Source organism: Salegentibacter echinorum (assembly GCF_900129445.1).
Lineage (GTDB): Bacteria > Bacteroidota > Bacteroidia > Flavobacteriales > Flavobacteriaceae > Salegentibacter > Salegentibacter echinorum.
This window is the reverse complement of sequence record NZ_FQVT01000001.1, coordinates 80,770-106,775: the sequence shown is the minus strand read 5'-3', so window position 1 is coordinate 106,775 and position 26,006 is coordinate 80,770. Positions and strand designations below refer to the sequence as shown.

Here is a 26,006-nt window from a genome sequence, read left to right as displayed (position 1 = left end):
TTTTAAAATAAAAAGTATCGCTGACCTAAAGGTACTTCCTTAACCGGATCGCAGCTAAGTACTTTACCTCCAATTCTTACTTCATAAGTCTGAGGATCTACTTCAATATTAGGCGTTTCAGAATTCAGTTTCATTTTCTTTTTCGTCATATTCCTAATATTCTTAACCGGCAAGACTTTTTTCTTCAGGTTTAATTCATCTCTTATATCGTTTTCAAAAGCGTATGAAGAAACAAAAGTAATAGAACTCTGGGCGAGTGCCCCACCGTACTGTGCATACATTGGTCTATGAATCATAGGCTGTGGCGTAGGAATAGAAGCATTTGCATCCCCCATCAAGGCCATTGCGGCCACTCCATTTTTCAACACCATATCTGGTTTCGCACCAAAAAAAGCAGGATCCCAAAGCACTAAATCGGCTACTTTTCCTTTTTCGATAGAACCAACGTAATCCCCAATACCATGGGCAAGTGCAGGATTAATGGTATATTTTGCTACATATCGCTTTGCTCGGTTATTATCGGCATGTTTGCTATCTCCTTCAAGGGTTCCGCGCTGTTTTTTCATTTTATCGGCTACTTGCCAGGTACGAAGTACCGTTTCCCCAATACGTCCCATTGCCTGGGAATCTGAACTCACCACACTAAATACGCCCATATCCTGCAAAATATCTTCTGCAGCAATTGTTTCGGCACGAATACGGGAATCGGCAAAGGCTAAATCTTCGGGAATAGAAGGATTGAGATTGTGTGCTACCATTACCATATCTAAATGTTCGTCAACCGTATTAACAGTATAGGGTAAAGTAGGATTTGTAGAAGCCGGTAAAATATTTTCATAACCTGCTGAGCGGATAAGATCTGGCGCATGACCACCGCCGGCACCTTCTGAGTGATACATGTGCAACACCCTACCATCAATAGCTTTCATAGTGTCTTCAAAAAAGCCCGATTCGTTTAAAGTGTCGGCATGTAAAGCTACTTGAACATCAAATTGATCGGCACATTGCAAAGCATAATCAATTACGGAAGACGTAGCACCCCAATCTTCGTGAACTTTAAGCCCAACAGCTCCCGCGCGTATTTGTTCATTTAACGGGCCCAAACTAGCTGCATGACCTTTTCCTGTAAGTCCTATATTTATTGGAAGCCCTTCAATGGCTTTTAGCATAGTTTTGATATTCCACGGGCCTGGAGTCCCCGTTGTTGCCCTTGAGCCTGCTCCGGGGCCTGCGCCACCACCAATTAGAGTAGTTGTACCGCCGGCCAAGGCTACATCAACCTGGGCGGGGTTTATAAAATGAATATGTGTATCTACAGCTCCTGCAGTAAGAATCTTACCTTCACCCGAAATGACTTCTGTAGCTGTTCCTAAGATAATATCAACATTATCCTGTACTAATGGATTTCCTGCTTTTCCTATGCCAGATATTTTACCATCCCTAATACCTACATCGGCTTTAAAAATGCCGGTATAGTCTAATATAAGCGCATTGGTTATGACTACATCTGGCACGCGATCGTCTTCTGCCCTGGTAATAAACGGGTGTTGTCCCATGCCATCACGAATCACTTTTCCGCCACCAAAGACTACTTCTTCTCCATAAGTGGTGTAATCTTTTTCAACTTTAATAAATATATCTGTATCACCCAGACGTACTGAATCGCCAGTAGTAGGTCCAAACATTTGGGAGTATTGTTCCCTGTTCATTTTAAAACTCATAGGCTTATTTTTTTAATGGTCCATCAACTTTATTATGAAACCCGTAAACTTCCCGCTTACCGGCATAATCAATTAATTCTATTTCTTTTTTATCTCCCGGTTCAAAACGAACAGCGGCACCGGCAGGAATATCCAGCCGTTTTCCATAGCTTTTTTCACGATCAAAATCAAAGGCCTCATTAACTTCATAAAAGTGATAATGTGAGCCAACCTGAATGGGGCGGTCTCCTTTATTCGTAACCAGAAGTTTGATTGATTTTCTGTCTGCGTTACAAACTATATCGGTCTTCTTGTGTATGTATTCACCGGGTATCATAACAGTGTTTTTTTAGATTATAGATTTAATTAATAGGATTATGCACAGTCACCAATTTAGTGCCATCTGGAAAGGTAACTTCTACCTGAATATCCGGAATCATTTCGGGAATTCCTTCCATCACATCTTCACGGGTTAAGATCGTAGTGCCATATTTCATTAACTCTGCTACGGTCTTTCCTTCTCTGGCACCTTCCATAATTTCATTTGTAATTAGGGCCATGGCCTCGGGATGGTTGAGTTTTAATCCTTTTTCTCTTCTACGTCTTGCCACATCGGCGGCAACAACAATCATGAGTTTATCTCTTTCTCTTGGTGTTAAAAACATAAGCTTTTTATTTAAAAGTGGGTGGTTTCTCTCAAATATAAGGAATATTTGATAGGGTCTAAGTTATTGTTACTCATTTCAGTTCTACTTCGTTTATATCAATATTTAAAGCTTCAGCAACACCTTTTCCATAGTCCGGATCGGCTTTATAACAATTTTTAATATGTCTTTCCTGAATAAACTTTTCGGCACCGCCTACTTCAGCAGCGGTATTTTTAAATAAAAGGTTCTTTTGCTCATCATTCATTATTCGGAAAAGATTGCCGGGTTGTGTATAATAATCGTCGTCATCTTCTCTAAAATCGTAATGATCGGCAGCGCCTTCTAACGGCAAAGGCGGTTCGGTAAACTCTTTTTGTTCTTCCCATTGATCATAGCTGTTTGGGTAATAATGGAGCGTACTTCCTTCGTTTCCATCTACGCGCATCCTCCCATCTCGCGACGGATTGTGGAAAGGACATTTGGGTTTATTTACCGGAATTTGATAATGATTCACACCCAGTCTATAGCGCTGGGCATCACCATAGGAAAACAACCTGGCTTGCAACATCCTATCGGGTGAAAATCCTACACCGGGAACCACATTGGCAGGGTTAAACGCAGCCTGCTCTACATCTGCATAATAGTTTTCCGGATTTTTGTTTAACTCCAATACGCCCACCTCGTGTAAGGGATAATCGCCGTGTGGCCAAACCTTGGTGAGATCAAATGGATTAAAAGGACATTCATTTGCCTGCTCCTCGGTCATTACCTGAATTTTCATTTTCCACCGCGGGAAATTACCTTCTTCAATAACATCGAATAAATCCCTTTGGTGACTTTCCCGGTCTCCGGCAATTATAGCACCGGCTTCTTCATTACTCAGGTTTTCTATCCCCTGTTCGGTTTTAAAGTGGAATTTCACCCAAACCCTTTTATTGTCGGCATCAATCAAGCTAAAAGTGTGGCTTCCGTAACCGTTCATATTCCGATATGATTTAGGAATTCCCCGCTCGCTCATGGTAATGGTAACCTGGTGTAATGCTTCGGGCAACAGGGTCCAAAAATCCCAGTTGTTATTGGCATCCCGAAGATTGGTTTTTGGGTCTCTTTTTACTGCTTTATTAAGATCGGGGAAACGGTAAGGATCGCGTAAAAAGAAAACAGGTGTATTGTTACCTGTTAAATCCCAATTTCCCTCTTCGGTATAAAACTTAATGGCAAAACCTCGAATGTCGCGCTCGGCATCTGCTGCGCCACGTTCTCCAGCCACGGTAGAAAAGCGTACAAACACAGGGGTTTCTTTTCCTATTTCCGAGAAGAGTTTTGCTTTGGTAAATTGCGAAATATCGTGGGTCACTTTAAAAGTTCCAAATGCTCCCGAGCCTTTAGCGTGCATTCTTCTTTCCGGGATTACTTCTCTATCAAAATGCGCCATTTTCTCAAGAAACCAAAAGTCTTCCAAAAGCATTGGACCTCTTTTCCCTGCTGTTTTCACGTTTTGGTTTTCGGCTATCGGTCTTCCTGAAACCGAAAATAATTTTTTCTTATCGTCTTTTTCTGCCATGGTTGGTTATTTTCTTGTTTACTGGTTTAGTTTAAATATGAAGAATACATCCAAACCAGTTTTTCCTGTTCCCGTATGTAATCGCTCATTAGTGCGTTGGTTCCTTCATCCTCTGCGTCTGCAGATAAATCCAGAATTTCACGTTGCAAAGTGATAATTATTTGTAGTGATTCAAGTGTGTCCTTTACGTCCTTTACACCATCGGCTACCTCGGTGCTTTCTTCAACTTTTGCATCTTTCAAATACTTGGAGAATTTATGGTCTGGAGTGTGTCCCAGGGTTTGAATACGCTCTGCCACTTCATCGATTTTCACAAATAGATCTTCGTAAAGCTCCTGAAATTTGTCGTGCAGCTCAAAAAATTTATCTCCTTTTATATTCCAGTGATATCCTCTGATATTTTGATAAAAGATGGAATAATCTGCTAATAGTTCGTTGAGTTTTTCTGAAAGTTTTTTGGACTTTTCTTTATCCAGTCCGATAGCATTTAATTTAGCCATTTTCTTGTGTTTTATAATTTATTAATATTTCTAATTGCTTATTGTTAACGGTTCTCAGGAAGTTTCCCCTTATACCTCAAGTATCTAAATTTACATAATATTTTTCGACTTAGCAATTAGCCACTGAAAGAGGGCACTGAAACCTTATTCCTTGCTTTGATCTATTTAAAGTTGATTAAACATTGAAAATGAAACTTTCACGAAGATCTATGTTGGCATTTATAGACAATGAACTTGTTTAAACTTTGTTCATTGGATAAAAAACCGCTCCTTTCATTGCTTATTATCAAAAAGCAATGGGTGCAACTAAGTTTTTAAGTAAACCAATCACACTATATGCAGCTAAAGCACTGGATTTAGGATTATTCTTAGACGGCATAGTCTCAATGGCTATGGTGACATTTACTGTTTCTGCCTTTAACTTTATGGTATGCCTGTTACTTTTCGTCCCGGGAATACTTTTGATCAAAACCTTAGTATTCTCCACACCCGTTGTTGCCAGAGCGGTAGCTACTGCAACGTTAACATTTTTTGGAAAGTGCTCGATGGCCTCCTTCGCATAGCCACTGAATATTTCTTCTGTTTTTTCTTTAGAAAATTCTTTGTTCTTTAAAAAGGGAGCTCCTTCTAATGATTCGGGTGATTTTTCTGTAGTGATACTTACATCTCCATCTTCCATCAACATAGATGCTCCCAGCACATCAAAACCACCTACCGCTCCAGGTGGTATATGAACCCGGCAATTATTTTCTAATGCCGTTCGTTTAATATTCTTATAAAATTCTTTATCGGCAAGAGCACCTACAGATAATGGAATTAAGCTTATTCTACTTGCCAGGATTTCAACTCCAATTTCTTTAAACACGCCCGGAGAAGCAGCTTCGATAACATAGTCTGGTCTATCGTCAATCATTTCAGATAAAGATTTATACGCCTTGCAACCTATCTCATCTGCCAACTTTATTGCATTTTCTCGTCTTCCGCTTAATATGCCTAGTATATCATACTTTTCCTTCATATCCTGTGCAACAACTTTCGCAATGATGCTACCCAGCGATCCACTTCCTACTATAACTAATTTATATTTGTTCACCTTATTATGCTTCTTTTAAGAATACAGATTCTATTTTTCACACATTTATTCCCTGACTAAGCTATGGTGGGCTAAAGACCAAAAGATATTTACTCCATAGTAATAACTATCTTTCCTTTAGTATGTCCTTTTTCCAATTCTTTATGCGCTTCTCTAATTTCGTCTAACGGAAAGCTTTCGGATATAAACGGTTTCAATTCCCCGGTTTTTAATAGCCGGGCAATGGCTTGCATATCTTTTTTATTGTTTTTAAGGCTGAATCTTACCCCAACACATCCTGCGTTCTCCGCTTTTTCTTCAACCTCCTCGTTGGTCGCACTTGGGATACTGATTAATACGCCACCTTTTTTTAGAGATTTTAAAGAGTGGTCGATATAATCACCACCAATCAAATCGAAAACCACATCCATGTTTTGTGCTTCTTCCTCAAATTTTTGGGTTTTGTAATCAATAAAATGATCGGCTCCCAGGTCTCTAACAAAGTCTTCTTTAGACCCGGAGGCAGTTGCCCAGACTTCAGCGCCAAAATGTTTGGCAAATTGAACCCCATAATGTCCAACTCCGCCGGAAGCAGCGTGAATCAGTACTTTTGTGTTCGATTCTAATTTCCCGAAATCCTTTAGTGCCTGGTATGCGGTGATAGCCGCAATGGTACTGGCTGCTGCATCTTCAAAGCTTACACCTTCAGGAATATAGGTCAAATGCTTTTCTTCAGCTACAAAGTATTCTGCATAGGTTTTTCCAAATCCGGGGAACCCAATGATTCCAAAAACTTTATCGCCCGGTTTAAATTCTGTAATTTTTTCTCCTACTTTTTCAACCACTCCACTGGCATCCCATCCTAAAATAGGATATTCGTCCTGTAACAATTCCTTGCTAAACCGGTTTCCCTTTCGTGTTTTCACTTCAATTGGATTGATACTGGCTACCTTGGTTTTAACCAGAATTTCATTCTCCTTTATCTCGGGAATAGGAATATTTTTCATTGTAAGATGATCTACATCTCCTGTCTTTTTAAGAATAGCTGCTTTCATATTTATATTTTTAATTATCTAAGAAATTCGTTTTTTCTCGATTATCGAGTAAAGAAAAAATATGGCTGGTTTGCCATAAATTACGAAATATAGTCTTTTGAATATATTGTGGGTTTGCTCCAAAATAATTTATTTAAAAAATTCAAATTCAATTTCTTTTGGCATAAAATGAACTCCTTTAAAATCTGATACAACCTCAATTTGGTGTTTTACTTGTGGAGGAACAACAAGCGAATCACCGGGTTTTAGATGGGTCTCTTTTCCATTCATATGGAAAAGGCATTCGCCTTCGTGAACAAACACGATTGATTCTAAGTCGGCAAGGTGTTTAGGCATTAAATCCCCCCTCTTCCCCTGCATTTGCTTGGCAGTTAAGTTCTTTCCTGTAGCGAGTACACTAACTTTTGGAGGTGTTACTTTTTTCATGGTTTATTAATTTAAGTTTATTTCCAATATAAGTATATTTAAAGGATTTAACTAATGTTTAACCATAGGGACGATGTCAAGAATAAAGTCAAAACCACTTATACTTCCAAAGGGCTATTTAATATGAAACCTCAGCTTTAAATAGAGAAATTTTAAAGACGAAAATATCAAATGGGGAATTAGAAAATGATGGCGCTTAATATCATAAAACACATCACTTTTTACGGATTAAAGAATGATATAGGTTGGTATTCGGGAAGCTGCAAGCAGAAATAACTTTTGAGAATGATCCGAATAATCCCAATAAACTGTAGTTAAAAGTGTCCTTTTAGGTTTCTCTTTCAGCAATAATAAAAAATAAAAAAAGCCCTTCATTTCTGAAGAGCTTATATTTTTGGCCTGCACTGAGCCTGCCAAAGTGTGCGGGCGGAGAGACTCGAACTCTCACACCGTAAGGCACTAGATCCTAAGTCTGGTATATATTGCACTAAGAAAACATAAATCATCTCATTTTCAATGATTTAACCCTTTCGTCATTTTATTTAAAGTCATTTAATATCAGTTGACTTCAACATTTGTTGTACCTATGTTGTACCCATTATTCCTAATAAATATGTATCTTTAGGAAGGTTTTTAGACCAAATGTTGTACCTGATTTGACTTTCGTACTCAAAAAAAGGTTTACAATGTCAACAAGTGCAAAGATAATACTTCGTAAAAAGCCTAATTCTAAGGGATTATACCCACTCGCTATTAGGATAACCAAAGATCGCCGTTCTACATATAAACATATAGGACACTATATCGAGTTAGAAGATTGGGATGGGAAAGAACTTAAAATAAAGAAATCACATCCAAACGCAGAAAGCTTGAATAACCTTTTGGCTTCCAAACTTTCTGAAGCCAGAAAAGGATTGATTGCCTTACAAACCAACAATAAAGACGCGACAGCTCGCCAAATAAAAAAGGAAATTTATAAACCTACTTCCAGTCTTACCTTTTTTGATTTTGCAGATGAACACCTTGAGGCTCTCGAAGCTGAAAACAAAATCAATAGGCATTCTACGGACTCTGCTTGGCTAAGTTATATCGAAAGATATTGTAAAACTCGACATCTTGCATTTCAGGAAATAGATGAACGTTTTCTCAAAAAATTCAAAATATTCTTAAAGGGATCTTGTACCCTTACAGAAACGTCTGCAATGAACATTATGGTGTTGATAAGACTTCTTTTCAATCGGGCTATCAAGGATAAAGTAGTGAGCAAGGAAATATATCCTTTTGGAACTGGTAAGTTTAAAATTAAATTTCCAGAAACTACAAAAACAGGACTCTCAGGCAAAGAAATTAAATCTCTTGAAAGCTGCCCTAATCTTTCATATATGGAAAGGCATTCATTAAACGTATGGTTATTCAGCTTTTATTTTGCCGGAATGCGTATTTCGGACGTTCTTTTCACGAGGTGGTCCCAAATTTACGATGGTAGGTTACATTACAAAATGGGTAAAAATTCAAAATTATTATCTCTCAAGATACCTGTCAAGGTTGAAAAAATCTTGTTGTCCTACATATCAGATAAACAAAACGATGATGATTTTATCTTCCCTGAAATGAAAAAAGCAGATTTGACCGATCCAAAAGATATTTACAGAAAAAAAAAGGTCGCAAACAAGAAGTTTAATGACCATATAAAGAAAATCGCGAAACGAACAGGCATTCAAAAAAAGGTAACGATGCACATTGCACGACATTCTTTCGGCAATATTGCCGGTGATACCATCCATCCCTTAATGCTGCAAAAATTGTATCGTCATAGCGATTTAAAAACCACATTGAACTATCAAGCTAATTTTATTCACAAAGAAGCAGATGATGCTTTGGATAGTGTGGTAAATTTTTGAACTATTATCAGCCATTTGCAAATATTTTAAAGCCATATTTCAACATATTCAATTGCCATTCCCTTACCTTTGCCAGCATAATTTTAGGTTTATGGTGTTAAAGGTTAAATGGACTGAATTTAAAAGCAGTCTTGAAAGTTTTCAATCCGAAGGAAATGCGCTTATTGAAAAATATAAAGCAGCAAGAACTGAAGATTTATTAAATGAATTGAAAGAAGATAAACAGTCCTGGGAAACAATATAATTAACTACGTAAGGACTTCTTTTGAACCGGAACACACCAATTTTGCATACGAGTTTAAGGCTCAACAAGGATATAATTTCGGAATGAAATTAGGTGTCGACCAAAGGGTCAAAAATACTATTCAAACCATCAAAGATGAAATTAATGGGCTTGATTACTATTTAAAAATTTTATCCATTTCAGATGCTATTGTGCGAGCTGATGACATTGATTTAGAAGAGCGTAAAAACCTTGATACCGAAGGTATTCTTGACCTTATACTTTCTAAACTATATGAACTGTATAATGATGGAAAATACCATTCTATTAAGTGGATTCTTGAAGGTAACGGCGTAAAGTTAAATGGTCATACCGAAGATTGGGACTATGGTAGAATGCTTGAGGACCGAGGCTTTATAGAGACTATAAATGATCGTGATGTAAATGCCAAACTAAAACTTGAGGGAAAGTATGCTATTGAACAAGCCAGAAAAGCCCAAGTACCTGACTACTCAAAAATCAGCGATTCTGATGAAGAATTAAAAACACTTCTCAAAGAGGTACTTACCGAAGTTAAAAAATCAGGATATGGCCAACAAATAATCTTCGATGAGTTTGATGAGCTGCGCAAAGACATTCCGCATCTTAGCAAAAAATCGTTTGGTCAGTTATTAAAATCAAAACTTGGCGATTTGGTCGCAGCCAAAGCCTTTGACAAAACTCTGGCCAGCGACATATTTAAACAATTTACTGATCAAATGTTCCCATTTTAACATATGGGAATAATGGCAGACATTAAAAATAGAATAGTTCAATTTTTCCGAAATGAACCACCACTGGAATATGAGGTTACAGAATATGTATTTTCGGACAGACAACCTCTTGATGATTCTTCCAACATTTCATTTTTCGTAAACAATCCCAAGCCAGATGTAAGTGTTACCAGAACTTTTGATAGTGAAAACCAAGCTGTTAATTGGCTTATAGAAAATCGAGATTTCAAAAAGATGTTATTCGCTGCTGAAAAACCTTTTGCTTTTCTTCTGAAAGATTGCGATAATAGAGCACATTTTCTAACAACGACCCGTGCCAATGTTCTAGAAAAGGCTTGACCTTCCGTCGCCTCGCTTTTCTATAAAAATGAACGGCAAAAAAAAATGACGACACCTAAGAGGATTACGTAAACCATCCTTATTCAGAAGTGTTAATCTATGGACTCCGCTTTGAACCCTACTTTTTGCAAAGTAGCCTTCACTTCCTCTTCGGTAGCACTATTAGTTTCGACGGTCAGTATCTTATCGGGATTGTTCGTATCCACTTCCCAGCTTTCAACACCTTCCTGCTTGTTTAAAAAGGGGGTAACTTTAGATACGCAACCACCACAATTGATATTTGTTTTGAATTTTAAAGTTTTCATAATTTTTGAATTTATAATTAATATTAAAGTTTTACTCGTTTAAGTCTTAAACTATTGGCAACAACCGATACGCTACTGAAAGCCATTGCTGCTCCTGCAATCATCGGATCTAGTAAAAATCCGTTTACAGGATATAGCACGCCTGCTGCAATAGGAATACCAATAATATTGTAAATGAACGCCCAAAACAGATTTTGACGGATACCCAATACGGTTCTTTTTGATAGTTCCAACGCTTTGGGAATAGATTGCAAATCTGAGGTTATAAGGGTCATTTTTGCAACATCCATCGCAATATCGGAACCTTTGCCCATAGCAATACTCACATTGGCCTGTGCCAAGGCGTGGGAATCGTTGATGCCATCGCCCACCATAGCCACTGTTTTTCCATCGGCTTGTAATTTCTCTACAAAGGCTGCTTTATCGGAAGGCATTACTTCCCCTTGATAATGGGTTATTCCCACTTGTTTTCCAACAGCAGATGCGGTTTTATTATTATCGCCTGTCAACATATAAACTTCAATTCCTTTATTTTGCAGCGTGGCAATGGCCTTTTTGGATGTTTCCTTAATCTTATCTGCAATGGCAAGGATTGCAAGTACTTGTTCATCATTACTAAAAAATATGACCGTTTTTGCTTGTTCTTCAAGATTTTCGGATGCATTGATTAAGGCAGCATCGATTTGAATATCATTCTTGACCATTAGTTTATGGTTACCTACAAAGTATTTAATACCCTTTTCCGATTCTGCTTCAACACCCATTCCCGTTATACTTTCAAAAGAAGTGATTTCGGTGGGTCGAACACCTTGTTCCTTAAAATGATTGACCACGGCTTCGGCCAATGGATGTTCGGACTGTGCCTCAATCGCTGAAATAATTTGTTTGTATTTCGTTTCATCATTACTTTTATCATTCCAAATAATATCCGTTACCAAGGGTTTACCTTCGGTAATCGTACCTGTTTTATCAAGAATGACGGCATTCACTTTATGCCCAAGCTCCAGACTTTCGGCATCTTTTATGAGAATATTGTTCTCTGCGCCTTTTCCTATTCCCACCATAATCGCTGTTGGTGTCGCCAACCCCAACGCACAAGGGCAGGCAATGACCAATACTGCTACGGAAGTCAATAAAGCTTGTGAAAATGCAGTATCGCCACCAACAAACATCCAAACGATGAAGGTAATAATGGATATCCCCAATACGATGGGAACAAAAATTCCCGCAATCTTATCGACCAATTTTTGCACGGGTGCTTTGCTTCCCTGTGCTTCCTGAACCATTTTTATAATATGGGCAAGCAGGGTTTCGCCGCCTACTTTTTCTGCCGTGAATTGAAAACTTCCTTTTTGATTGACGGTACCGGCAAATACTTTTTCCGCTTTGGATTTTTGGACAGGGACAGGTTCGCCCGTAATCATACTTTCATCTACATACGAACTGCCTTTTGATACTTCGCCATCTACCGGTATTTTTTCTCCGGGACGTACCAAGATGGTCTGACCCACTTGGACTTCGGAAATCGGAATTTCCTTTTCTTCCCCATTTTCAATTATTTTAAGCGTTTTGGGCTGCAACCCCATCAGTTTTTTAATCGCTGAAGAAGTGTTCGATTTTGCTTTTTCCTCCAATAATTTCCCAAGGGAAATAAAGGTAATGATAACAGTTGCTGCTTCGTAATAGACGTGAGGTTCGATACCACGACTCAGCCAGAATTGAGGAAATAGCGTGTTGAACACACTAAATAGAAAGGCGATTCCCGTACTTAACGCTACCAACGTGTCCATATTGGCCTTTCCGTACTTGGCCTGTTTGAAGGCATTGATAAAGAAGCTACGCCCGAACCAAAATAAAACAGGAACGGTCAACACCAACGATATCCATTTTCCGGGTTCCCAATCCATAAAGAACATTCCCAGAATAAAAATGGGCAGCGTTAAAATGGCCGACCAAATGGTGCGGTTTTTAATATCCAGATAGTGCTTTTGCTGAAGTTTCTGTTGTGCTTCCGCTGGGTCTTCCGTATCGATAATAAGGTCATAACCCACCTCTTCTAGTGCTTGCTGTAATTTTTCTTCGGAAATATTTTCATCGTAATCGACCAACACCGAATTGCTTGCAAAATTCACGGTGGCATTGTTCACACCGTCGGTATGGGAAAGTATGGATTCTACACTCCCGGCACAGGCGGCACAGGTCATTCCAGTAACCGGAAATGATTTTTTTGTTCCTTGTTTGGTTTCTTTGGACTCTGTTTCCAATACATTTACAATCGCCATAATCCTTTTCTTTATTGATAGTTCAAATTTCAGGATTAAAAGAACGTAATATGTTACGTAAAAGGCTGAACTATTTGTAGAATTAGCTGAATTAGGTTCATCTATTGCAAAAGTGTTGTATCTCGATAGATATAAAGTACTTTATGAGGAGCAAGAACAGTAGAAATCAGATTATTACCCAAACAACCATTAGAAGACCAATCCAAATTATTTTATCTTTTTTGGTAATACTACTTTTTTCAGATGGTCTCTTATTACTATTATTAAGTCATTTACATCGATATTCAGACATAATATTTATATTATTTCATTTCTTATTTGTAATCCTAGAATATTGTGAGCTAAACAACTAAACTATTCGACGTAACGAGAGTCTAATTTAATGTTTTTACTTTTTCTATTTTTAAGATGTCGATAAATATTTCTTTTGATTGTATACTAACTAAACACATATTGAACACTATATGGTTGTATTTAATCAATGTTTGTGAATATTTTCTTTTAGCACAAAGAAGTAGAGAAGGAAGGCTGCTATAATGAGAAGGACAAGTACAATAACACCCTTGAACTTATCTTTTTTTGTTACCTGATCCTTGGCTGGTTTTTTATTTTTTTTCTTTCGTCTATTTCTACGGCTTTGAGACATTTTTTATTTCCAATTAATTTTTAAGCGTATTGCTAAGTGTGACCATAAAAACGATAACAACATTAGTAATTACGACTTCAAACATTCTCGTCATTCTTGTACCATGATATTTCAGCAACTCTTAGTTTTTCTATAAGCAAATACTATAAAAACTATAATTATTGGAAACCGGATAAGTTATAGTTTCATATCCGGCATATTGATAACCCCGGGAGTAGACCTATACAAAAATGTTATTAGATTTTAAAGTTTTGGTCACCTTTGTAGCGTACTCCACTACAATGTTTGAACTTTGACTAAAATCGATAGGGACAAATATTTTCATGGTTTTTTAATTTAAATTACATATTCAGTTTTCATTTGTTCCTTTTGATAAGAGGTTTTTTTTAATCCATTTTTTTGCAGTTTCTCTATCCTCTAAATCATAATATTTCACTTCTGCATTTGTGAACGGTTTCATAAACTGAGTTATCCAATCCTGCCATTTTTTATCTCCAACCATCGCAATTTTTTCATAATCCTGGGCGTGTGTGGTATCCATTTTCAGGTCTTCCCAAAATCCAGAAAGATCCCAGCCGGTAAAGTCTTCCATTTCAAAATACCAATGAACTTTCATTCCCTTGTCCAGTATAGCGTGGATAAGCGGACGTATTTTTTCCATATCCTCTTTTTTTAATTTACCTGAAGCTTTTGTTGCTATGATATTCCCCCCTGTTAATTCAATTATCTCTAACATATTTTTGTTTTTTAATTATTATCCTCCTAAATCGTAAAACCATTCCTCAGCTTTTACAATAGCCTCAGATATAGCTTTTTTTTCGTGTAATTTTTCTCCTTAACTAATTGCCTTTTGCCTAACCCATGGTTCGAGGAAATCAAAATCGGTTGTGAAATCTTCGAACATCCAGTCCATCTTATAGTTGAATTGTTTTTATTGTTACGGCTAAATTTTCCTTTTTTCCATCTCTGCTCTTACAATACCACGTTCTAGGGCCTCCTCCTTTGAACATTGGTTTGCCCTATAGAATTCTTCGGCATATTTAACGGCCAATTCCCGGATGTTTTCATCCAGTAGATCGATCCTCTCCTGGTAATCTTTGAACAAATCTTCTGTCATTTTAAAAAAGTTTTAGTACAAAAAATGCCATTACCAATAAATACACAATGTATGCTCCGTCAAAGACAAAAATCTGCCATTTACTGAATCCATGTTGTTCTTTGCTTTGATGGATAAATAATGAATATAATAAAGGCATCAACCCGACAAAAGCCAGGTTTACCCAGTATAACTGAAAATCTTCAATAGGGGTTGTAACCAATGCTAATGGAAAAAAGGCCACAGTCATAGTAACAGCATTATCTGCGATCACACTGGTGGTTCCAGCCGTTACCTCACCGCCTTTTACCACGCTCCAGGTCTTGAAAATTTCTGGTGCCGTGGTCATTATGCCTGTGATGAAAAGACCGCCCACGATTTCAGAAATATTTAGGGCAGCAACAATATTCTCGGTTGCCTTTACAATAAAAAAAGCACCTACGGCTATTGCCAGAGCACCAGCACCGGAAAGAGCTATCTTTTCTTTATTCCAGATTACCTTTTCACCTTTTTTTCTACCTTTTACTATGGCGTGGGTCAAAAACGCTCCATAGGCCGCCAGCATAATCCACCCGTCTATCGGTTGCAGCCCGCGCCAGGCTTTAGGCAAAGTCAAAAGGGCTACAAGGGCGATAATACTCAGGTACGGAAGGGAAAGAACGGAAACAGACCGTTTGTTCAATGCCAGAATGTTTTTATCAAGGTGTTTTTGGTGGTTTTTATTTTTTTTGAAGTATCTCCTGGAAGCGAAATACGCAATGGTTACCATCAAGGGAATTGAAATAATATTTGATCCCAACAAATTTCCAAGCCCAATATCGGAAACTCCCCGCGCAGCACTTGTAATGTTGATGGCTACTTCAGGGCTTGCCGTGACAATGGCAAGGAAGGCAGCACCTGCAGAAGCGGTAAGCCCCCATTGTTTACGTAGCATTTTTAAGGGGGTCAACAACTGGTCCGCACCCCAGTGGGCCGCCCAGGCCGCAACTGCTAATACTACTATCCAAAGCCAGATATTCATATTTCAAGTTTTGATTAATTACTTTCCCATCCTCGAATTTTTGACAGGATTTACTTTGATAATTTTAATATTTTTATAGCCCCGCGCATTACAAAAGTGAACACAATTCCACCAATAACTAAATCTGGCCATTTACTACCTAAAAAATAAACCAACGTCCCCGCTAATATGACACCACCATTTACTATAATATCGTTGGAGGTGAAAATCGCGCTCGCCTGCATATGCACTTCCTTACTTTTGGCTTTGTTTATCAGCCAAAGGGAAACAAGGTTCCCGATAAGGGCAAAAATGGAAACAATAATCATCCATTGGAATAGCGGTGTTTCGCTATTGCTAAAAAACCTTCTCAATACTTCAATAAATCCAAGTGTGGCCAATGCCATCTGAAAGTAACCGCTGAATTTTGCTACTTTCTTTTTTCGTGAAATAGCACCACCTACGGCAAAAAGGCTCAATGCGTACACAATAGAATCTGCCAACATATCCAGCGAATCGGCAATAAGGCCCATAGAAGAAGAAATCCAACCTGTGGTCACTTCGATGACGAAAAAGCCAAAATTGATTCCCAGCACCCACCAAAGAATCTTTTGTTGTTTGGATTCATCTTCTGCCAATGGCATTTCAGATTTTTCGGTTCCTTGAAGCTTTTCTCCTAGTTTTAACTCGCTGAGAGCTTTATTTATTTCTTCAACATTGTTTTGATGGTAAATTTCCAGCTTTCTATTGGGAATGTCAAAGTCCAAATACTTTACCTGTTGGCAAGATTCTATCTTCATACGGATCATCTGCTCTTCGGAAGGGCAGTCCATTTGCTTTATTATAAAAGTGCTTTTATTCATTTTTTATAAGCTAAAAGTCTTAACGCATTAAAAACAACAAGCAAGGTCGAGCCTTCGTGTATTACCACGGCAATACCGATATTGGCAAGTCCAAAAATGGTGGATGGGATAAGCAGGGCCACAATACCAAGGCTTACCCAGAGGTTCTGCTTAATAATGGCTTTCGCTTTCCTGCTCAGGCCTATGGCAAAGGGCAGGGTTTCCAGTTTATCGGCCATTAAGGCTATATCTGCGGTTTCCAGGGCCACATCGCTGCCCGCTGCCCCCATAGCGATACCAACTGTACTATTTGCCATTGCGGGGGCATCGTTCACACCATCACCTACCATTGCGACCTTGCTTTCCTTTTCTTTCAGTTTTTTGATTGCATCTACTTTTTCCTCCGGCAACAGACTCCCCCAGGCATCGGTCAAGCCAATTTCTTCAGCTACAGCATCGGCAACTTTTTGATTATCGCCTGTAAGCATAATCATTCGTTTAATGCCGATTTCCTTTAATTGTTTCAGTGTGTCCCTGGCCGCTTCACGTGGGGTGTCCATAAGGGCGATGATACCTATATATTCTTTGTTCCTTCTTATAAGCATCGTGGTGTTTCCGCTACTTTCAAGTCCCTTAACTTTTGTGGAAATGTCTTCGGAAGGTTTTGCATCATCAAGGTCTTCGTACAGGTCCAAATTGCCAATATAGATTTTGTTTTTACCCAGGGAAGCTTTAATTCCTTTCCCTAAAACGGCTTCCAAATCGGACGCATCGGGAATTTCTGTAACTTCCAGACGCTCTTTTCCGTCCCTAACGACAGCTTTGGCCAAGGGGTGGTCGCTCAGGTTTTCGACGGCAACGGCTATCTTTAACAGTTCATTTTCTTCAATATCCCCTAGAGGTACTACTTCGGTAAGTTTGGGCTTTCCTTCTGTTAGCGTCCCCGTTTTATCAAAGGCCAGGGCTGTCAACTCGCCCAGATCCTCAAGTGGTCGCCCCCCTTTGATAAGTACACCGCCACGTGCTGCCCGTGCTACACCGCTTAATACGGCACTGGGGGTTGAAATGGCCAATGCGCAAGGACTTGCAGCTACCAATACCGCCATTGCCCGGTAAAAGCTGGCACTAAAGGGTTCATCAATGACCAGAAAAGCAAAGAGTAGGATACCAACCAATATCAGTACGGATGGCACAAAATATTTTTCAAACTTATCGGTCAAAAGCTGTGTGGGCGATTTCTGGGTCTGCGCTTCGTTTACCAGTTTGACCAGTCGGGACAGGGTAGAATCTTTGGCTTCTTTAATTACCTTAATTTCCAAGGTATTATTACCGTTGATAGTTCCCGCAAATACCCGGTTTTCATCTTTTATTTCATCGTCTTCAGAATAGTCCTTGTTTGTGTTTTCCACGGGAAGTTTGTCCACGGGAACACTTTCCCCGGTAATAGGTGCCTGGTTTACACTACTTTTTCCGTTAACCACAACACCATCGGCAGATATTTTACTGTTGGGTTTTACCACGATAATATCGCCAATGCCCAATTCTGCAATCCCAACTTCTTCGGTCTTGCCATCTTTTTTAAGTAAAGCTGTTTTTGGCGCGAGCTTTGCAAGTGCAGCAATTGATTTTCTGGCTTTGTTCATTGCGTAATGTTCTAGGGCGTGCCCAAGGCTAAAAAGGAACAGCAAGAGAGCACCTTCTGCCCATTCGCCCAGAATTGCGGCGCCAATGGCGGCTACCAACATCAGAAAGTCAATTTCAAATCCTCCTTTTGCAACCGTTTCAATAGCTTCCTTAGCGGTAAAATATCCTCCAAAGAAATATGCGCCTATGTATAAAGACAAGCTTACCCAATCTGGAATTGTTTCCACAAAAGAAAGCCCGAAACCAATTCCCAAAAGTACACCGCAAATAATCGAAAAAATAAGCTCGGTATTTTTACCGAAGATCCCGCCATGCGTGTGGGAATGCTCTTCCCCTGCGGCGTGGCTATCGCCCTCTTTTTGTTCGTGGTTTTCTGTGGAAATTTGTTCCATAGTATCTTTGTTTTTTGAATCCTTCTGTTTTTTTGGCGATGCTTTAGAGTAGTCATTTTCATTTGAAAAACTCCGTTCAATCTGAAGGTCTTGCTTTTTGATTTGTTTGTTTATTTCTTCAAATTTTGTCTCTTTCTTATCAAATTCAAGCCGAACCATTCCCGATGCCGAAACAGTAGCCTCCAAAACCCCATTGATTCTCAAAAGGCTTTTCTCAATGGAGCGTGCCTGTCGGGTATGCCGAATCCCTTTAACCTCTGCGAGCAAATGCCCGTACTTTTCAGTAATTGCGGCACCAGTTCGTTCGGCGAGGGATTGAACGCGGTCGATGGAAATGATATCCGGGTCGTAATGGAAACAGAGCTGCGGGGTGTCATCTTCTTCCGCATCGGCAACGTGCACTTTTTCAATACCCTCTTTGGCCTGTAATTCTTTGATAAGCCTCTCTACACAAGTATCTTTTTCGTTGGGAACTTGCGGAAGGATGATCGGGATTTTTAGTTGTAGTTTTCTCATTTTTCACTGTTTTTTTATATCCATTCTTTAGCGGCATCCATATCTTCAGGCTTAAAAATTTCATGTGTGCTCTGGTAAAAGGAAGCAGCACCTCTGTAAATTGCTCCTGCCATTTGATATTTCCCACTAAGGCAACGCGTTTTAAAAATGTTTTATTTTCGATTCCCTTCCAATAGGCATTCGCCGCCCAACCTTCAAAATTTTGTATTTCAATTTACCAGAAAACTTCCCAATATTTATATATTCTGTTATGACGGGTATCAAGTTTTCATAATCCTTGGCATCCAGCTTATGTTCAGGCACCATATATACCTTAGCTTCCTTTTTATAAATTGTTACCATTTCTTTTTATTTATTTAAAAAAATAGTTTTTCATTAACCTTATGGTCAATCCAGATTAGCATTGCATTTTTCGCAAACGCCTTTTACCACGAGGTTGATATCTTCCGTGATATAGCTTTGGGGTAAATTGATATGTGGAATTTTGTGGTCCGTTAAACAAACCGTCTCATTACAGTTATTGCAATGAAAATGCAAATGAAGATCATTGCCGACCTCGCACTCACAATTCTCTTCACAAAGCGCGTATTTAATAACCCCTGTTCCATCTTCAATATGATGCACGATTCCTTTTTCCTCAAAGGTTTTTATAGTCCTGAAGAGGGTGCTTCTTTCACTAACCTTAAAATCTTTTTCCAAATCACCAAGACTGATGGCCACTTCTAATTCCGCCAAACGTTTATAAGTCATTAAACGCATAGCCGTAGGCCGTATCCCTTTGCTTTCCAGTAGTTGGACTATTTTTTCCATTTAAATTAAGTTATTATAGGTCGCGCTTTTTTAAAGATTGACCCGTTTTAATCTTAAAAGCATCCTCAACATCAGACAAATAGATGATTCCATCACCCGGAGAAGGGGTTTTTCCGTTTTCAAGGATGGTTTCGATAGCGCGCCTGGCTTCTTCGTTTTGGCAAACAAGCTCCATTTTTACCACTGGGCTATCGGTGATATGAAAATCAAGAGATGGGGAAGCTCCTTTGCCCTTAAATGCCCCTGTTCCTTCTCCTTGGGAGATCGTCATGCTTTTAAATCCGGCATCATTTAATGCCTCAATTACTTTTTGAACCCTCTTAGGCTTTATAAATGCTTTTATTTCTTTCATCGGTTTAATTTTTATTTGGTATTAAGGATGAGCCCTCTGTATTTTCTAATTAAGACAAACATCATACAGAAGGTCCATCCATCTTATTTTTTATTCTAATGGCTATGAGAAGTTTGGCTCTTTTGCATTTCAGAGATCAAATAATAAGATCCGTTGTAGGCTATTTGAGTACCTTCCGGCAAGGGTTTCAAGAGCTTTATTTCCACCCAGCCATTTTCAGTCCTCCCGGTCCTTATTTCAACCGGCTTGAATTCCCATTCGGTTTCGCCGTTTTCCTGATGCTTCTGAGCCGTAAAGATATAAGGTTGGCCGTTTTCTTCGATTACTGCTTCTTCCGGTAGGGCGGGAACCTTATTTTCTTCAGTTAGAATCCTTCCATTGATGTACATTCCGGGAATCAGATAGTCTTCTTTATTGTCAATTTCAGCATGAACATGCACTGCTTTGGGGTTTTGTTCAAATTGTTTTCCCACCGAGTATATTTCTCCAGTTAAATCACTGCCTGGAACTGACTCTAGGGTAAAAGAAATTTTTTGGCCCTCCTTCACCTTGTAAATGTCCTTTTCAAAAACCATTAAATCGGCATGGACATGCTCATTATCTACTACCATAAACATCCCAGTTTGGGGATCTACATACTGTCCCATTTGTACCTTTACTTTCTCAATAAAACCAGTAATGGGGCTTACCACAGGGATATATTCATAGAGCTCCCCGTTTCTAACTTGAGAAGCATTTAAGTTTAGTTGGCGTAATTGTGATTCATACCCACGTACTTCCCCTTTTACAGACTGATAATCTGATTGGGTTTGTTGAAAAGTCTTTCCAGAACCAACTTCCTCTTCGTATAGACGTTTTTGTCTCTCAAATTCTTTTTCTAAAAACTGCATTCTACTATAGGCATTGATATAGTCAGATTGCATTTTGGTCAAATTTGGATGGGAAAGATAAGCCAGTACCTGGCCTTTGTTTACTTTATCTCCTTCAATAACTTTAATAGAAGTTATATTCCCTCCTAAGATAGCTGTAACGGTAGCTTCGTATTGCGGGGGCACTTCCAGTTGTCCATTGGCTTTTATCACGCCAGAAAGAGCTTTGGTAGACAAAGTATCCACTTTGATATTTAGGCTATTAAATTTCATTTCTGATAGATGTACGGCACGCATCCCACTTTCTTCTTCCCCGTGGCCTTCATCTCCTTCTTCGTTATGTCCTTCTTCGTTATGTCCTTCACTTTCTTCGACATTTGAAGTTGCAGTATCCCCGGAAGGACCTTCTGCTGTATCAGAATTTTCCTTACATCCGAAGAACAGGGTGAGGGTTAAGGCGAGTGTTAGAATATTTATTGTTCTCATATCGTTTGTCTTAGTTATATTTTTAATTTGCATTTTCAAGGTAGTATTCGAGTTGATATCGGCTGTCGAGGTAGTCATTAAAGGCACTCCACGCATTTATCTCAATACGAATGGCATCCCTGATATTTTGTAAGAAGGTCACATAATCTATAGCTCCTTCCTTAAAAGCCAACACGCTGCCATCTTGCTGTTCCTTTGCTAAAGGCAAGGCCTCATTTTTGTAATAGTTCCAGGAATTCCTCCATTTGATGAATTCTTCCCGCATATTTTTATACGCAGTTTCCAATTCAAGTTGATCCTGATAAAAATTCTGCTCTGCAATCTTTCGGTTTACTTTTGCTTCCTGTGTGCGGCCTAATTCAGGTCCAAAGAATATCGGGATCTGAATCCCTAACTGATATTGATAAAAACCGGATTGTCCGTTGATTTCCTGCCTGGCGTATTGTCCCTGGAATTTTGGCAAGAACTCAGATTTTCGTTCCCTCGTGACCGCCTTGGCAACATCTACCCTTTGTTTGGAAACTTCCAATAGGGGATGGTTTTCAAGTGATTCCACCAAGAAATTCAATGGTTCGTCCAATGCTTCGGTTGGCAAATCGGGTACATCGTACAACGTATCAGACACAAGCCATAAATTTAACCGTTGCAGGGAGGTCAAGTAATCTCGAAAGGCCTGTTCCAACTGGATCTTAACTTCATTTGCCTGATTGGACGTGGCCAGGTATTCCAGTTTTGAAGTAGCTTCGGTCTCATATCTAATCTGGGCAGCCCTTTCAATATCTTCAAAAATAGAGTCCATTTTTTTATAGACCTGAAAGGTCTTTTTTTGGGCATAAACAGCAGCCCAAGCCCTGCTTACTTCCCGTTCAATTTCAATGGTATTTAGATCTAAGGCATTTTCAGCAAGAGCTATTCTTTCTTTTTGTAATTTTAACCGTGGTACTATTCCAAAAATGTCAATTCCTCCTTGTTGGACGCCAATTTGGGTATAAATCCCGTCGGAGCCATTTCCAACCTCTTCCTTTCCTGTAAAGATTTGGGTGTTTCCAAAATCGTAGGCGGTTTTTCGCAATACTTCCTCACTTTCTATTTCCAGTTGTGCGGCTTGCATTTTGGGGTAGTTTTTAATAGCTATTTGTTGAGCTTTTTCCAAGCTAATTGTTTGCAAACTGTCCTGTAACAATTCGCTGTCTTCCCTAGTATTGGATTGGGCAGAAGCCGACATCGTTCCTCCTAAAACCAATCCTATAACCAGAATAGTGGCTAAGGATGGTGAACCTGAAGAGTTTAACTTGTTTTGTTCTTTCTTTTCCCGTCTCTTTTCTACAAATGTGTAAAGTACGGGAAGAACAACCAGGGTAAGTAAGGTTGCTGTAAGCATACCTCCAATCACTACCGTGGCCAAAGGTCGTTGAACTTCAGCTCCTGCCGATGCTGAAAAAGCCATAGGCAAGAAACCAAAGATATCTGTTGTTGCTGTTAACATAATAGGTCTTATTCGTTCTTTGGTTCCTGTAAAAATCCTGTCTTTAATACTGGTTACCCCTTCTTCTTTTAAGGAGTTAAACCTGTTGATGAGTACCAATCCATTTAATACGGCCACACCAAATAAAACAATAAACCCGACGCCGGCAGAAATGCTAAAGGGCATATCCCTTAACCATAGTGCAAATACGCCTCCTATGGCAGCCAATGGAATGGCTATATAAATCATTATTGATTGGGAAAAGGATTGTAGTGCAAAGTATAGCAGTACGAAAATTAAAAACAGCGCAATAGGAACTACAATGGTCAATCGATCTTTAGCGCTTTGGAGATTTTCAAATTCTCCTCCATAAGAAATATAATAACCCGGTGGTAAGTCTAATTCCTCATTCAGCTTTTGCTGAATATCTTTAACCACAGATTCTACATCTCTTCCACGTGCATTGACGCCCACGTATGTCCTTCTATAAGTATCATCCCTGGAAATCTGCATCGGTCCTGGCACATATTCAATATTAGCTATTTCCTTGATCGGCACCTGAGTTCCATCAGGAAGGTCTATATACATGCCGCGTAGATCATCAATATTCGTTCGATGGTTTTCATCAAAGCGTACTACTAAATCGAATCGCTTTTCTCCTTCAAAAATCACCCCGGCGGTACCTCCGGCAAACGCCGTACTTATATAATCATTAACTTTTTGTATGTCAAGTCCATACTGCGCAATTTTTTTGCGATTAAACTGAACCGTCATTTGAGGTAAACCAGAAGTTCTTTCTGGATTCACATCACCTGCTCCTGGTACTGTCTGTATAATATCAGCCATTTTCTGAACTTTATCTGAGAGAATATTCAGATCTTCTCCATAGAGCTTAACAGCAATATCTTCCCGTACACCTTCCAGTAATTCGTTAAAACGTAACTCTACTGGTTGCGTAAACACCAAATTAACCCCGGTAAGTTCCTTGTTAAGTTTTTCCTTAATTTGTTCTATAAGGCCTTCCTTGGTGTCAGCAGTAGTCCATTTATCTTTATCTTTTTCCAAGATTAGATACATATCAGCAATATCCATTGGCATAGGATCAGTAGGAATATCAGCTACTCCTATTCTTGCTGTAGCAGTTTTAATTTCAGGAAAGTTTTCTAAAAGTAAATTCTCTATTTTTTTAGAAACCTCGATAGACTCCGTTAAGGAGCTCCCTGGTCTAATTAATGCCTGCATGGCAATATCACCCTCATCCAGTTGTGGGACAAATTCACCTCCCATTCTGGAAAAAAGAAAACCAGCAATAATAAGTAATACTACGGCTGAGCCTATTACTATCAGTTTTAATTTTAAAGCGCCTTTAAGTAAAGGCGTATATACTTTTTGAATACCGCCGATTATTTTGTCGCTTACTTTTTCCAACCAGCGCTCAAACTTCCCAAACCAGTTCTTTTTATTTTGAATAGGTTTCATCAAAAGAGCTGACATCATTGGTACGTATGTAAGGCATAAGAAAATGGCGCCTATCATCGCAAAACCAAAGGTATAGGCCATTGGTTTAAACATTTTTCCTTCAACACCGGTGAGAAAAAGAATAGGTGTGAAAACAATAAGTATAATGATTTGTCCAAAAAAGGCAGACCCCATCATCGTACTTCCTGCATCATAGGCTACTTCATCCATGACTCCCTGCTTAAATTTCACCTTGCCAGATCGAATACGTTTTTGGATTTCATAAACAGTACCTTCAATGATGATAACTGCCCCGTCTATAATAATACCGAAGTCAATGGCTCCAAGGCTCATTAAATTTGCCCAAACATTGAATTGTTTCATCAATATAAAGGCAAAGAGTAAGGACAAGGGAATGGTAGTAGCTGTAATAAGCCCACCTCTTAAACTTCCTAATAATATAACCAGCGCAAATATTACTATTAATGCACCTTCTAGTAAGTTAGTTTTTACGGTATCGGTAGTCCTAGCTATTAATTCACTTCTGTCAATTATAGGTTCTATTTTTAGACCTTCAGGTAGAGATCTCTCCACTTCGGCCATTCTATCTTTTACATCTTGAATCACCGCATTGGGATTAGCTCCTTTTAGCATCATGATAATTCCTCCTACAGCCTCTTCTCCGTCTTGGGTAAAAGCCCCGTAGCGTACTTGATTGCCAAATTGAACATTTTTAGCTACATCCCCAATGGTAATGGGAACTCCATTTTCCGTGGTAATAGCAATCTCCCTGATATCATCTAAAGAGCGAATCAAACCTTCCCCCCTGATAAAATTTGACATTTTATTCTTTTCTATATAAGCACCTCCGGTATTGACGTTATTTCGAGCCAAAGCTTCATATACTTCAGATATGCTTATCCCCATACTGTTTAATTTTTCTGGGTTTACTGCAACTTCATATTGTTTTATGGAACCTCCAAAAGAATTCACTTCTACAACTCCTTCCAGAAGTGTTAACTGCCGTTTGACAATCCAATCTTGTATTGTTCTGAGTTCCATAGGAGAATACTCGGTATTATATCCTTCCTCTGGTTTAATGGTGTATTCATAAATTTGTCCTAATCCCGTTGATATAGGTCCCATCGCAGGACTTCCAAATTTATCGGGGATTGTTTCACTTAGTTCATTAAGCTTTTCTTGAACCAGTTGACGGGGAAGATAGGTGCCCATATCATCCTTAAAAACAATGGTGACAACAGAAAGACCAAACCGGGAAATAGACCGTATTTCTGTAACCCCGGGTAAGTTACCCATCGAAAGTTCTACAGGATAGGTGACAAACTGCTCAATATCTTCTGTAGCAAGGTTAGGAGACTGGGTAATAACCTGGACTTGATTATTAGTGATATCTGGTACCGATCCCAGATTTACGGTAGACATAGACCAAATACCTGTGCCAATTAAAGCCAAGGTAAGCAGGCCAATAATAAATTTATTATTAATGGAAAACGCGATGATTTTATTAATCATAAAAAAAGTATTAATTCAGTTTAAACTGTGCAATGCAAATTGTGCAATGCGTTTTTGTTGTAATGCTTATTTTGAAAAGCATGACGTTAGGACATAGCTATCCTTAAAAA

The 26,006-nt window shown here is 38.9% G+C and carries 24 protein-coding genes; 4 read left to right on the top strand and 20 right to left on the bottom strand.

The genetic code is table 11. The annotated features are described in order from the left end of the window. Window positions 1-2 precede the first annotated feature (2 nt). From ureC to BUA71_RS00495, 8 genes are all read right to left on the bottom strand, one after another. Window positions 3-1,721: an urease subunit alpha gene (ureC, locus tag BUA71_RS00530; protein ID WP_072875685.1), complete on the bottom strand. Its 1,719-nt coding sequence runs from the start codon at window positions 1,719-1,721 to the stop codon at window positions 3-5. 4 nt (window positions 1,722-1,725) lie between these two features. Beyond that, window positions 1,726-2,037, bottom strand: coding sequence for an urease subunit beta (locus BUA71_RS00525; RefSeq protein ID WP_072875683.1), 312 nt, complete (start codon window positions 2,035-2,037; stop codon window positions 1,726-1,728). 25 nt (window positions 2,038-2,062) lie between these two features. Continuing rightward, the gene (locus BUA71_RS00520; RefSeq protein WP_072875681.1) at window positions 2,063-2,365 is read right to left on the bottom strand and encodes an urease subunit gamma; all 303 of its coding nucleotides are present in this window, start codon (window positions 2,363-2,365) and stop codon (window positions 2,063-2,065) included. A 73-nt stretch (window positions 2,366-2,438) separates the two neighbouring features. Next, a complete protein-coding gene (locus BUA71_RS00515) occupies window positions 2,439-3,911 on the bottom strand; it encodes a catalase (RefSeq protein WP_072875679.1) in 1,473 nt (490 codons plus the stop codon). A 26-nt stretch (window positions 3,912-3,937) separates the two neighbouring features. After that, window positions 3,938-4,411 carry a Dps family protein gene (locus BUA71_RS00510; protein WP_072875677.1) on the bottom strand — a complete coding sequence of 158 codons (474 nt, stop codon included), beginning with the start codon at window positions 4,409-4,411 and terminating at the stop codon, window positions 3,938-3,940. A 286-nt stretch (window positions 4,412-4,697) separates the two neighbouring features. Then, entirely contained in the window at window positions 4,698-5,504 is an 807-nt protein-coding gene (locus BUA71_RS00505; RefSeq protein WP_072875675.1) for an aspartate dehydrogenase domain-containing protein, read from the bottom strand. A gap of 89 nt (window positions 5,505-5,593) precedes the next feature. Beyond that, window positions 5,594-6,538: an NADP-dependent oxidoreductase gene (locus tag BUA71_RS00500; RefSeq protein WP_072875673.1), complete on the bottom strand. Its 945-nt coding sequence runs from the start codon at window positions 6,536-6,538 to the stop codon at window positions 5,594-5,596. Window positions 6,539-6,667: 129 nt separating this feature from the next. Next, entirely contained in the window at window positions 6,668-6,964 is a 297-nt protein-coding gene (locus tag BUA71_RS00495; RefSeq protein ID WP_245812527.1) for a cupin domain-containing protein, read from the bottom strand. A 686-nt stretch (window positions 6,965-7,650) separates the two neighbouring features. Here BUA71_RS00495 and BUA71_RS00490 point away from each other — a divergent pair. The 4 genes from BUA71_RS00490 to BUA71_RS00480 all read left to right on the top strand — a co-directional run bounded on the left by BUA71_RS00490 (window position 7,651) and on the right by BUA71_RS00480 (window position 10,200). Further along, window positions 7,651-8,865 (top strand): site-specific integrase, encoded by a 1,215-nt coding sequence (locus BUA71_RS00490; protein ID WP_072875671.1) that lies wholly within the window; start codon window positions 7,651-7,653, stop codon window positions 8,863-8,865. 91 nt (window positions 8,866-8,956) lie between these two features. After that, on the top strand, window positions 8,957-9,109 hold the full coding sequence (locus BUA71_RS17740; RefSeq protein WP_245812526.1) for a hypothetical protein: 153 nt from the start codon (window positions 8,957-8,959) through the stop codon (window positions 9,107-9,109). A gap of 83 nt (window positions 9,110-9,192) precedes the next feature. Continuing rightward, a complete protein-coding gene (locus BUA71_RS00485; RefSeq protein WP_245812525.1) occupies window positions 9,193-9,861 on the top strand; it encodes a hypothetical protein in 669 nt (222 codons plus the stop codon). Between the two features lie 12 nt (window positions 9,862-9,873). Further along, the gene (locus BUA71_RS00480) at window positions 9,874-10,200 is read left to right on the top strand and encodes a hypothetical protein (protein ID WP_245812524.1); all 327 of its coding nucleotides are present in this window, start codon (window positions 9,874-9,876) and stop codon (window positions 10,198-10,200) included. 92 nt (window positions 10,201-10,292) lie between these two features. Here BUA71_RS00480 and BUA71_RS00475 read toward each other — a convergent pair whose 3' ends face one another. The 12 genes from BUA71_RS00475 to BUA71_RS00425 form a co-directional block, all read right to left on the bottom strand. Next, on the bottom strand, window positions 10,293-10,505 hold the full coding sequence (locus tag BUA71_RS00475) for a heavy-metal-associated domain-containing protein (protein WP_072875669.1): 213 nt from the start codon (window positions 10,503-10,505) through the stop codon (window positions 10,293-10,295). A gap of 23 nt (window positions 10,506-10,528) precedes the next feature. Further along, window positions 10,529-12,787: a heavy metal translocating P-type ATPase gene (locus BUA71_RS00470; RefSeq protein ID WP_072875667.1), complete on the bottom strand. Its 2,259-nt coding sequence runs from the start codon at window positions 12,785-12,787 to the stop codon at window positions 10,529-10,531. A gap of 995 nt (window positions 12,788-13,782) precedes the next feature. Then, window positions 13,783-14,169, bottom strand: a complete 387-nt coding sequence (locus BUA71_RS00465; RefSeq protein ID WP_072875665.1) for a SpoIIAA family protein — start codon at window positions 14,167-14,169, stop codon at window positions 13,783-13,785. A gap of 207 nt (window positions 14,170-14,376) precedes the next feature. After that, complete coding sequence (locus tag BUA71_RS17580) at window positions 14,377-14,550, bottom strand: hypothetical protein (protein WP_175545923.1); 174 nt, start codon at window positions 14,548-14,550, stop codon at window positions 14,377-14,379. Between the two features lies 1 nt (window position 14,551). Further along, window positions 14,552-15,550: a sodium:calcium antiporter gene (locus BUA71_RS00460; protein WP_072875663.1), complete on the bottom strand. Its 999-nt coding sequence runs from the start codon at window positions 15,548-15,550 to the stop codon at window positions 14,552-14,554. Window positions 15,551-15,600: 50 nt separating this feature from the next. Further along, window positions 15,601-16,392: a cation efflux transmembrane domain-containing protein gene (locus BUA71_RS00455; RefSeq protein WP_175545922.1), complete on the bottom strand. Its 792-nt coding sequence runs from the start codon at window positions 16,390-16,392 to the stop codon at window positions 15,601-15,603. Then, window positions 16,389-18,923, bottom strand: coding sequence for a heavy metal translocating P-type ATPase (locus BUA71_RS00450; protein ID WP_072875661.1), 2,535 nt, complete (start codon window positions 18,921-18,923; stop codon window positions 16,389-16,391). Before BUA71_RS00450 ends, BUA71_RS00455 begins: the two co-directional genes overlap by 4 nt. Window positions 18,924-19,064: 141 nt before the next feature. Beyond that, window positions 19,065-19,265 carry a hypothetical protein gene (locus BUA71_RS17735; protein WP_245812523.1) on the bottom strand — a complete coding sequence of 67 codons (201 nt, stop codon included), beginning with the start codon at window positions 19,263-19,265 and terminating at the stop codon, window positions 19,065-19,067. A 45-nt stretch (window positions 19,266-19,310) separates the two neighbouring features. Further along, window positions 19,311-19,733, bottom strand: coding sequence for a Fur family transcriptional regulator (locus BUA71_RS00440; protein WP_072875659.1), 423 nt, complete (start codon window positions 19,731-19,733; stop codon window positions 19,311-19,313). Between the two features lie 13 nt (window positions 19,734-19,746). Beyond that, window positions 19,747-20,085 (bottom strand): P-II family nitrogen regulator, encoded by a 339-nt coding sequence (locus BUA71_RS00435; RefSeq protein ID WP_072875658.1) that lies wholly within the window; start codon window positions 20,083-20,085, stop codon window positions 19,747-19,749. A gap of 95 nt (window positions 20,086-20,180) precedes the next feature. Continuing rightward, window positions 20,181-21,440 carry an efflux RND transporter periplasmic adaptor subunit gene (locus BUA71_RS00430; protein WP_072876812.1) on the bottom strand — a complete coding sequence of 420 codons (1,260 nt, stop codon included), beginning with the start codon at window positions 21,438-21,440 and terminating at the stop codon, window positions 20,181-20,183. 22 nt (window positions 21,441-21,462) lie between these two features. Next, complete coding sequence (locus BUA71_RS00425) at window positions 21,463-25,896, bottom strand: CusA/CzcA family heavy metal efflux RND transporter (RefSeq protein WP_072875656.1); 4,434 nt, start codon at window positions 25,894-25,896, stop codon at window positions 21,463-21,465. Between the last annotated feature and the right edge of the window lie 110 nt (window positions 25,897-26,006).

Excerpts from the sequence above, each read along its gene's own strand:
- ureC (WP_072875685.1), bottom strand. The coding sequence starts at position 1,721 with ATGAGTTTTAAAATGAACAGGGAACAATACTCCCAAATGTTTGGACCT.
- BUA71_RS00525 (WP_072875683.1), bottom strand. The coding sequence starts at position 2,037 with ATGATACCCGGTGAATACATACACAAGAAGACCGATATAGTTTGTAAC.
- BUA71_RS00520 (WP_072875681.1), bottom strand. The coding sequence starts at position 2,365 with ATGTTTTTAACACCAAGAGAAAGAGATAAACTCATGATTGTTGTTGCC.
- BUA71_RS00515 (WP_072875679.1), bottom strand. The coding sequence starts at position 3,911 with ATGGCAGAAAAAGACGATAAGAAAAAATTATTTTCGGTTTCAGGAAGA.
- BUA71_RS00510 (WP_072875677.1), bottom strand. The coding sequence starts at position 4,411 with ATGGCTAAATTAAATGCTATCGGACTGGATAAAGAAAAGTCCAAAAAA.
- BUA71_RS00500 (WP_072875673.1), bottom strand. The coding sequence starts at position 6,538 with ATGAAAGCAGCTATTCTTAAAAAGACAGGAGATGTAGATCATCTTACA.
- BUA71_RS00495 (WP_245812527.1), bottom strand. The coding sequence starts at position 6,964 with ATGAAAAAAGTAACACCTCCAAAAGTTAGTGTACTCGCTACAGGAAAG.
- BUA71_RS00490 (WP_072875671.1), top strand. The coding sequence starts at position 7,651 with ATGTCAACAAGTGCAAAGATAATACTTCGTAAAAAGCCTAATTCTAAG.
- BUA71_RS17740 (WP_245812526.1), top strand. The coding sequence starts at position 8,957 with ATGGTGTTAAAGGTTAAATGGACTGAATTTAAAAGCAGTCTTGAAAGT.
- BUA71_RS00485 (WP_245812525.1), top strand. The coding sequence starts at position 9,193 with ATGAAATTAGGTGTCGACCAAAGGGTCAAAAATACTATTCAAACCATC.
- BUA71_RS00480 (WP_245812524.1), top strand. The coding sequence starts at position 9,874 with ATGGCAGACATTAAAAATAGAATAGTTCAATTTTTCCGAAATGAACCA.
- BUA71_RS00475 (WP_072875669.1), bottom strand. The coding sequence starts at position 10,505 with ATGAAAACTTTAAAATTCAAAACAAATATCAATTGTGGTGGTTGCGTA.
- BUA71_RS00470 (WP_072875667.1), bottom strand. The coding sequence starts at position 12,787 with ATGGCGATTGTAAATGTATTGGAAACAGAGTCCAAAGAAACCAAACAA.
- BUA71_RS00465 (WP_072875665.1), bottom strand. The coding sequence starts at position 14,169 with ATGTTAGAGATAATTGAATTAACAGGGGGGAATATCATAGCAACAAAA.
- BUA71_RS17580 (WP_175545923.1), bottom strand. The coding sequence starts at position 14,550 with ATGACAGAAGATTTGTTCAAAGATTACCAGGAGAGGATCGATCTACTG.
- BUA71_RS00460 (WP_072875663.1), bottom strand. The coding sequence starts at position 15,550 with ATGAATATCTGGCTTTGGATAGTAGTATTAGCAGTTGCGGCCTGGGCG.
- BUA71_RS00455 (WP_175545922.1), bottom strand. The coding sequence starts at position 16,392 with ATGAATAAAAGCACTTTTATAATAAAGCAAATGGACTGCCCTTCCGAA.
- BUA71_RS00450 (WP_072875661.1), bottom strand. The coding sequence starts at position 18,923 with ATGAGAAAACTACAACTAAAAATCCCGATCATCCTTCCGCAAGTTCCC.
- BUA71_RS17735 (WP_245812523.1), bottom strand. The coding sequence starts at position 19,265 with ATGGTAACAATTTATAAAAAGGAAGCTAAGGTATATATGGTGCCTGAA.
- BUA71_RS00440 (WP_072875659.1), bottom strand. The coding sequence starts at position 19,733 with ATGGAAAAAATAGTCCAACTACTGGAAAGCAAAGGGATACGGCCTACG.
- BUA71_RS00435 (WP_072875658.1), bottom strand. The coding sequence starts at position 20,085 with ATGAAAGAAATAAAAGCATTTATAAAGCCTAAGAGGGTTCAAAAAGTA.
- BUA71_RS00430 (WP_072876812.1), bottom strand. The coding sequence starts at position 21,440 with ATGAGAACAATAAATATTCTAACACTCGCCTTAACCCTCACCCTGTTC.
- BUA71_RS00425 (WP_072875656.1), bottom strand. The coding sequence starts at position 25,896 with ATGATTAATAAAATCATCGCGTTTTCCATTAATAATAAATTTATTATT.